The sequence below is a fragment of the Candidatus Protochlamydia sp. W-9 genome (assembly GCF_001950615.1).
Lineage (GTDB): Bacteria > Chlamydiota > Chlamydiia > Chlamydiales > Parachlamydiaceae > Protochlamydia > Protochlamydia amoebophila.
In genome coordinates, this window is the sequence record NZ_BCPZ01000282.1 from 1 (window position 1) to 7,144 (window position 7,144).

The 7,144-nt window shown below is 35.7% G+C and carries 4 protein-coding genes; 1 reads left to right on the forward strand and 3 read right to left on the reverse strand.

Annotated features, from left to right (window positions below):
• Nucleotides 1–298: 298 nt before the first annotated feature.
• Both BU804_RS08345 and BU804_RS08350 read right to left on the reverse strand, forming a co-directional pair.
• Nucleotides 299–2,560, reverse strand: a complete 2,262-nt coding sequence (locus BU804_RS08345) for an ATP-dependent DNA helicase (protein WP_075883707.1) — start codon at nt 2,558–2,560, stop codon at nt 299–301.
• Nucleotides 2,561–2,624: 64 nt separating this feature from the next.
• Nucleotides 2,625–4,289, reverse strand: coding sequence for an RNA polymerase sigma factor (locus tag BU804_RS08350; protein ID WP_011174727.1), 1,665 nt, complete (start codon nt 4,287–4,289; stop codon nt 2,625–2,627).
• A gap of 401 nt (nt 4,290–4,690) precedes the next feature.
• On the opposite strand from BU804_RS08350, the gene BU804_RS08355 reads away from it, so the two are divergent.
• On the forward strand, nt 4,691–5,548 hold the full coding sequence (locus tag BU804_RS08355; protein ID WP_158025044.1) for a competence protein CoiA: 858 nt from the start codon (nt 4,691–4,693) through the stop codon (nt 5,546–5,548).
• 594 nt (nt 5,549–6,142) lie between these two features.
• Here BU804_RS08355 and BU804_RS13480 read toward each other — a convergent pair.
• Nucleotides 6,143–7,144 (reverse strand): hypothetical protein (locus BU804_RS13480; RefSeq protein ID WP_158025045.1); only part of this gene is annotated, 1,002 nt, incomplete at its 5' end.

Below are 7,144 nucleotides of genomic sequence, written 5' to 3' on the forward strand. Positions count from 1 at the left end.
CATTTTGACCTCTCATGTCATATTAAACATTAGCTTGGGAAAACAAATGTTTTAAATGATGCAGAGGTCCTTTGTCATTTAAATTTTATTCTTCTTATTTATTATCAAAGAGATAAATTCAAAATTCAGGTTATTAAATTTTTTTTTAAAGATAAGCTTTGACATTTCAAGATTATTGACAGAATAAGCCACCTTTTTTCGAAGTTCGATTGAATAAAATTTTCATCAACCGCAATGAATCAGTCTATATAAGCTGCACTAAGGCTTAAGTTTTAATACTGATTGATTCTTAGGTGATTTAGGAGAATGGATTTTGTTTGACCAAATGGTAAGTTTTTCGGTAAAAATCTCCCATTTTTGCCCACAACTGCTCGCTATTAATAAAAACTTTTTCACAGGCAGGAAGACTGTTTAAAAATTGCTTTCCATATCCTTTTGTGACTAATCGAGTATCTAAACAGACAATACATCCTCGATCCCATTGATTGCGAATCAATCGTCCAAAGCCTTGTTTAAATTTGACAACTGCCTGAGGAACGGAATATTCAAAAAATGGCTCTCCTCCTTTTTCGATAATGGCTTCTGTGCGTGCTTGAATGAGCGGCTCAGTAGGAACTCTAAAAGGGAGTTTGACAATAATGACACATCGAAGTGCATCACCAGCGACATCCACTCCTTCCCAGAAAGAATCTGTACCAAATAAAATGGCTCGATCTGTTGTTTTAAATTTATGTAATAACGTCTGCCTTGCTTCTTCCCCTTGTTTAAATAAGACATATGCATGCTCATGCATACGAGCTGATAATTTTTCCGCACACTGTTGCAACATAGAGTAAGAGGTAAAAAGGACAAAGGCTTGTCCACGGCTAGCTTGAATAGCTTTCCAAATGTTTTCAAAAGCAATCCAATTAAAATCTGGGTGCGAAGGAGGAGGCATATCCGTAGGAACAGCTAGTAGTGCTTGTTTATGGTAGTCGAAAGGAGAATCATAAATATATTCTTCAATTTGTCTATAAGGAAGGTGCTTATCGGTTAGTCCTAAACGCTTCCGAATAAACTGAAATTGTTGATTAGAAGTTAATGTCGCACTACATAAAATAATGGTAGGGAATTTGCTAAATACAAATTCAGCTAGCGATTTCGAAATGTCTAAATCTGCATCTACTAAGTGTACATTGATTAAAGATTTCAATTTGTGAGCTTCGATCCAACGCACTTTATTGGGTGAAGAAGGGGGCGAAATAAAGTGATTAAGCAAAGAAATTGAAGTTTCTAGCCGATTTGCAAGACCTTGGATATCTAATCGAATACTTTTAGTTTGTTCTTGCAATCGTTCATTTTCAATTAATTTAAGTTCAGCTTCTAAATTAGTAATGTTTAAACGATAGTTTTTAAGAGAATCGATAAGCTGACTAGCAGAGGGATGAATTTCCTCTTTCCACTTTGTGTGGTTCATATGTTCGTTCAAAATGCGTAGTTTCTGCTCATTTAAAGACACTTCTTCGCCTAATAACCGAGAAGCAGGGTTTTTGATCGCTTCAATAAAGTGAGCAAAGGCATCAAATGTTTGATTAATTTGTTCATGGATGACATGGCGAAGAGCAGGTAAGTCTATTGTCAAGCGCATCACGATTTGACTAATTTCTCGCGGTGGAGTTTTATTATATAAAAGTTGCAGTTTCTCTTTTAAAATAGGAAGTTTACCTGGTTGTTGACTATGTCTTTCAGAACCTAAGCGACCCATTGTGCGCATCAACTCAATACGATGTAAATGTGAAGCAAAATATTCTGTAGCAATATCTTCAACATGATGAGCTTCATCTAAAATAATTCTGCGATAGGTGGGAAGAATGCTTGTTTCGCTGTAATTGGCAGTGTCTGCTCGGCGCATAAGATCAGCAAATAAGAGGTGGTGATTCACAATTAAGATGTGCGCATCTTGTGCTTGGCGTCTAGCTTTAAAAAAGAAACATTGCTGGTAATGAGGGCATTCATGATGAGAGCACGCTTCATTTTCTGCTCCAACTTTCTCCCAAACAGAATGAGTCGGAGCGAAAGAAAGTGAAGAGCGCGATCCATCAACTGTTTGTTGGCGCCAAGCCTCAATTTTCTCAATTTCTTGAGCTTCTTCTGAAGAGACAATGCTCATTTCCATCTGAACATCTTCTAGTTTACGAATACAAAGATAATTATGCATTCCTTTAACGAGTACCGCTTTCAAATTCAAATCAAGTGCGTCTAAAAGATTTGGAATGTCTTTTGATAAAAGCTGCTCCTGAAGAGTAATGGTATTGGTCGAGATGACAGTGCGTTCATTGAAACGTGCTGCCCAAATTAAAGCCGGAATCAAGTAAGCTAGACTTTTACCTATTCCTGTTCCAGCTTCGATGAGAGCAATCGAATCATTATTGTACGCCTCGATAATATTTGTCATCATCTGCTGTTGCTGGGGACGAAATTCAAAGCCTTTTAAGCTATTAGCAAGTAATCCATCAGGTTTAAGAAGTGAAAGAATTTTCTCTGATTGAAGACCTCGGCTTTGTAATTGAGAATGAGACATATTAAAAATGGAGCCTAAGGTTACAAGACAAATATCCCCTCTTTTATTAAGAGAGGATATTAATTTATTCTGCTTCTAATAAATCAAGGAAGGCTTTGAGTTGTTTAGAACGGATAGGGTGTCGCATTTTGCGTAGAGCTTTTGCTTCAATCTGGCGGATACGTTCACGAGTAACATTAAACTCTACACCTACTTCTTCCAGTGTTTTAGGTTTACCATCTAATAAACCAAATCGTTGAATAAGGACTTTTCGTTCTCGATCACTAAGTGTTGAGAGGACTTCTCCCATCTTATCTTTCAAAATTGAATAACCCGTTGCTTCTGCAGGAGAATCAGCTCCCGTGTCTTCTAAAAAGTCTCCAAATTGACTTTCACCTCCATCACCCACTTCGGCTTGAAGTGAAATAGGATGTTGAGCAATTTTATAAATTTCTCTCACTCTTTCGGCAGTAATTCCTAGTTCTTTAGCTAATTCTTCAGGACTTGGCTCGCGACCAGTTTCCATCATTAATTTCTTTGCGCCGCGTAGGACTTTATTAATTGTTTCAATCATATGAACAGGAATACGGATGGTACGGGCTTGATCGGCAATAGCCCTTGTGACAGCTTGTCTGATCCACCATGTTGCATAAGTAGAAAACTTGTATCCGCGACGATATTCAAATTTTTCGACGGCTTTCATGAGCCCCATATTTCCTTCTTGAATGAGATCCAAGAAAGAAAGGCCTCGATTTGTATATTTCTTAGCAATAGAAATAACGAGCCTTAAGTTAGATTCTACCATTTCCCGTTTAGCTTCTTGGCTTTTATCCATCCAGCGTTGAAGCATTTTCACATCTTTTTTGAAATCATCTAAAGATCGCCCTGCTGCAAGTTCTCGTTTGTTGAGTTTTCGTTGAGCAGCGGCAAGCTTTGCACCAGCAAACTTATTTCTTTCCGCACGAGGTGTAAGTTCCTGAATTTCCTTTTCTAGGAAAAGGAAGCGATCATAAGCACGTAAAATAACTTCGACGAAATCGTCGATGATATTGTGTCTTAAATGCAGTCGGCGTAGGTAGGCTTGCATGCGGATACGACATTTTTCAATGTCTTCAATTAGCTTTAAGCGGTCATTCTTTTTGATATTAGGATCATTAATTTGCTCTAACAATCTTTCTAAAATGAGATCTTCTTCTTTTAATAACTGACATATTCTAGGAAGCAGATTCATGAATTCTTGTTTATTCACGACCTCTTTTTCGGTAATAGATTTATCAAATCGTTCTTTACCAGTAAGAAGATAGTTAGCTATAGCAATGGCTTCAGAGGTTGCGTAACGAAAGCGTAAAATAATGCGTTCAATTTGGACTTGAGCTTTTTCAATGCGTTTAGAAATTTCAACTTCTTCTTCCCGGCTTAAAAGAGGGACCGAACCCATTTCTTTAAGGTACATGCGCACCGGGTCATCAGGAGATCCTTCTGATCTTTTTGGCATGCTTTCTAATTCTTTCGCTTCTTTCTTGCGCTCTTTTTGACGATCTACCTCAGATTGGTTAAGAACTTGAATGTCCATTCCGCTAAGGAAAATCAGGATCTGATCAATTTGATCAGCGGAATCAAAAGACATAGGGAGAATTTCATTGATCTCCTCATAAGTAATAAAACCTTGGTCTTTTGAAATAGCGACAAGCTCATCAATTTTTTGCTGATGTTGTTGAGAAAAATGATTTTTGAAGTTCGTTTTGTTCATGCTTTCCTAAAGTAGAAGAAGTAAGAAATACGAGTAATTTTAACAAATTTGCCTTTTTAAAGCGAGTTTTCGCTAAGCTCAATAAAATTCGCTTATTTGGCATTAGATAAAATAATTAAAGCTGCGCGAAAAATTTCAGATCCGAACGTAATAGATCAATATTCATATTTAAAAATAATGGTGTATTTTCAATTTAACAATTTTGAAAAATTACTTTAATAAATCTTTTATCATGAATTTTGAACATAATGAAAAAATTATTAAACTCGAATATACTTTGAAATTTCTCTAAAGCTGTTAAGTTATGCAAGAAATCTATTTTATCACAAGGATTATCCATTAATTAATGAAAGTTTTAGATGATAAAATTGTTTACGGGAATTAAAATTAGCTTGGTGGTCATGCAAATTTATGCGTTAAATGAAAAAAATGAGATTATTCATGCTCATCATGCCCATAAAAAAGTAAACTATCGATGTATTGAATGTAATAGTCATCTGCGATCTAGAGGAGGTACGCTTCGCCAACGCCATTTTTATCATTTAGAACCTAATCGAGCTTGCCATCTTCATCGAAAAGGAATCATCCACATACATATTCAAAATCATTTTTATGCTTGTTTGCCAAAAGGAGATTGCCAATTAGAATACCGGCTGCCTGAAATTGGTCGTATTGCTGATGTTGTATGGCTCTCTAAAAAAATAGTTTTTGAAATTCAGTATTCTCCCATTACGGCTGAAGAATTAAGCAAACGGAATCACGATTATCAGAAAATGGGATGGTCTGTCGTTTGGGTTTTACATGACAAACTTTATAATCAATTTCGTTTGAGCGCCGCGGAACAAGCTCTCCGGTTTTTACCTCATTATTTTACGAATATGGATCGTGAAGGAAAAGGAATTTTTTATGATCAATTTGATTACATACAAAATGGTTTACGTTTATATAAGATGTCTCCATTACCCGTTGATTTTTCAAAATTTTCCTTGATTAACGTTCAAGAATTAAAAGAAGATTGTCTTTATCTTATTAAACAAAGAGCGAAAAATTGTTCATATTATTTCTTCGGTGATTTAATCGACTTAGGTAATACGCCTTCTCCAAGCGCTTATTACCAAAAAGCACAAGAAAAAGAAAAAGCTCAATTAGTTCAAGCAAAACAAAAAAAAATAAAGTATTTACTGAACTGGATAAAAAGGGGAATGGGGCAAACTTACCAAAGTATTTTTCGTTTTTTGCTTGAAAAAGTTTGTCATTAGGATCTTTTAACATTCAAAGGCTGCTGAAAGAATTATAGGCAACTATAATATTGGCTTTTATCTATAAAAGGAAAGACTTTTACATCGAGGAATAGTGAAAAGATCTATTAAAAGAATACGAAGAAGGGTTAAACATTTCCAAAATAGAATAACAGATGTTTATCAGGCCTTATTTGCAAATTAAAAAAAACTAGTCTTAATCGCTACTGCGATGCTTTCCCCATCCTCAAAATGCTTTAAATATTTTCCCTAATGATTGGCGATCTTGTTTTTCACCCTCCCTTTCATGAGCTTCAAGCTGGAGAAACACCTTTATTTGATGACTTGAGAGTCAAATACTTTTAGAAGGTGTAGAAAATAAAAAGGGATGAGAGCTAGGTTCCTCTTGAGGCAGGTCATTCTAAATTTATTCTTAAAAAAATGATAAAAAAAAGCCAAAGGATTTTTGCTTAGATCCTTTGGCTTTGATATTTTGTTACTTTTTTTATTCAACATCGACTACATAGTATACAAAAACTATGATGAGTTATTTTTCAAACTTTTTGCAAAATGATCCCTTACCTAATTGAAATCAAACTCTTAAGAAAATATCCTTCAAGAGTTTTGGATTAAATCTTCTCGGCCAGATAATACAGCGGCTCCTAACATTGCTCGGAATAAAGGTTTTTTTAAATCTATGTCTAAAACTCTTGAAAATTTGCACAGTACTTCCTCCATTGGTTTTGGTGCGGATGCTAATGGTGCCATCAAAAATGGTGCCATTATTTCTACCAAACCTGATGTATAATTTATAGATGACGGCTGTAGCCGTATCTCCATCTCCTGCACAGAGGATCTTCTACCCTTATCGAAGAACACCCAGCTTAGGAAATCCATAATGTCAAAATGAGAATTCAAGTAATGCCTTTCAAAAAAATGGTCAAGCTTTTTTTTCATAATGTCAATACGTTCGTCCCATTCTCTAATGCCGTAGTTTGCTCTAATTTTTTCAATCTTATTTTGTATAGATTCTCTGAAAGCAACTTTCGACTCAAAAAAACTCTCTCCAGAATCAAACACCTCATCAATGATCTCTTGTTTTTCAATGATTTTTTCTAGATCTTTTAGTTTCACTAGCGCATTGTATATTTGATCTAACTCATCACAGCAAAGATCAATCACTTTTCTGATATTTTTCTGCTCTTCTTTTCTCAGTTCCTTCCATCTTATTAACGTGTAAATACCGTACGGTATCCCGCTTGGAATACAAAGGAGGACTGTCGCCCAAGTTTGTAATTTAAATTTCTCTACTATTGAATCTATCGCTGATTGATGACCTTCCTGGAGAGTAGCCCATCTTTCTTTCGCTTTTTTTTGATCTTCCGGAAAGGATCCCAATAAGCCCAACACATAGTCTCGAAGCCGATTTACTTTTTGCTCGAGCATTCCAACTGTTTTTTTAGGGACCTTGCCTTCTACCTCTTTTAATACTGTGTCGATAAAAGAGATATTGAGGGTACTAAGGATGGAGCGGATGTACTCTTTGATACAACGACCTACAATTTCCCTGTCATAGTTGCGAACAAGACGAGGATCGATTTCTGGCAAGTGTAAAAA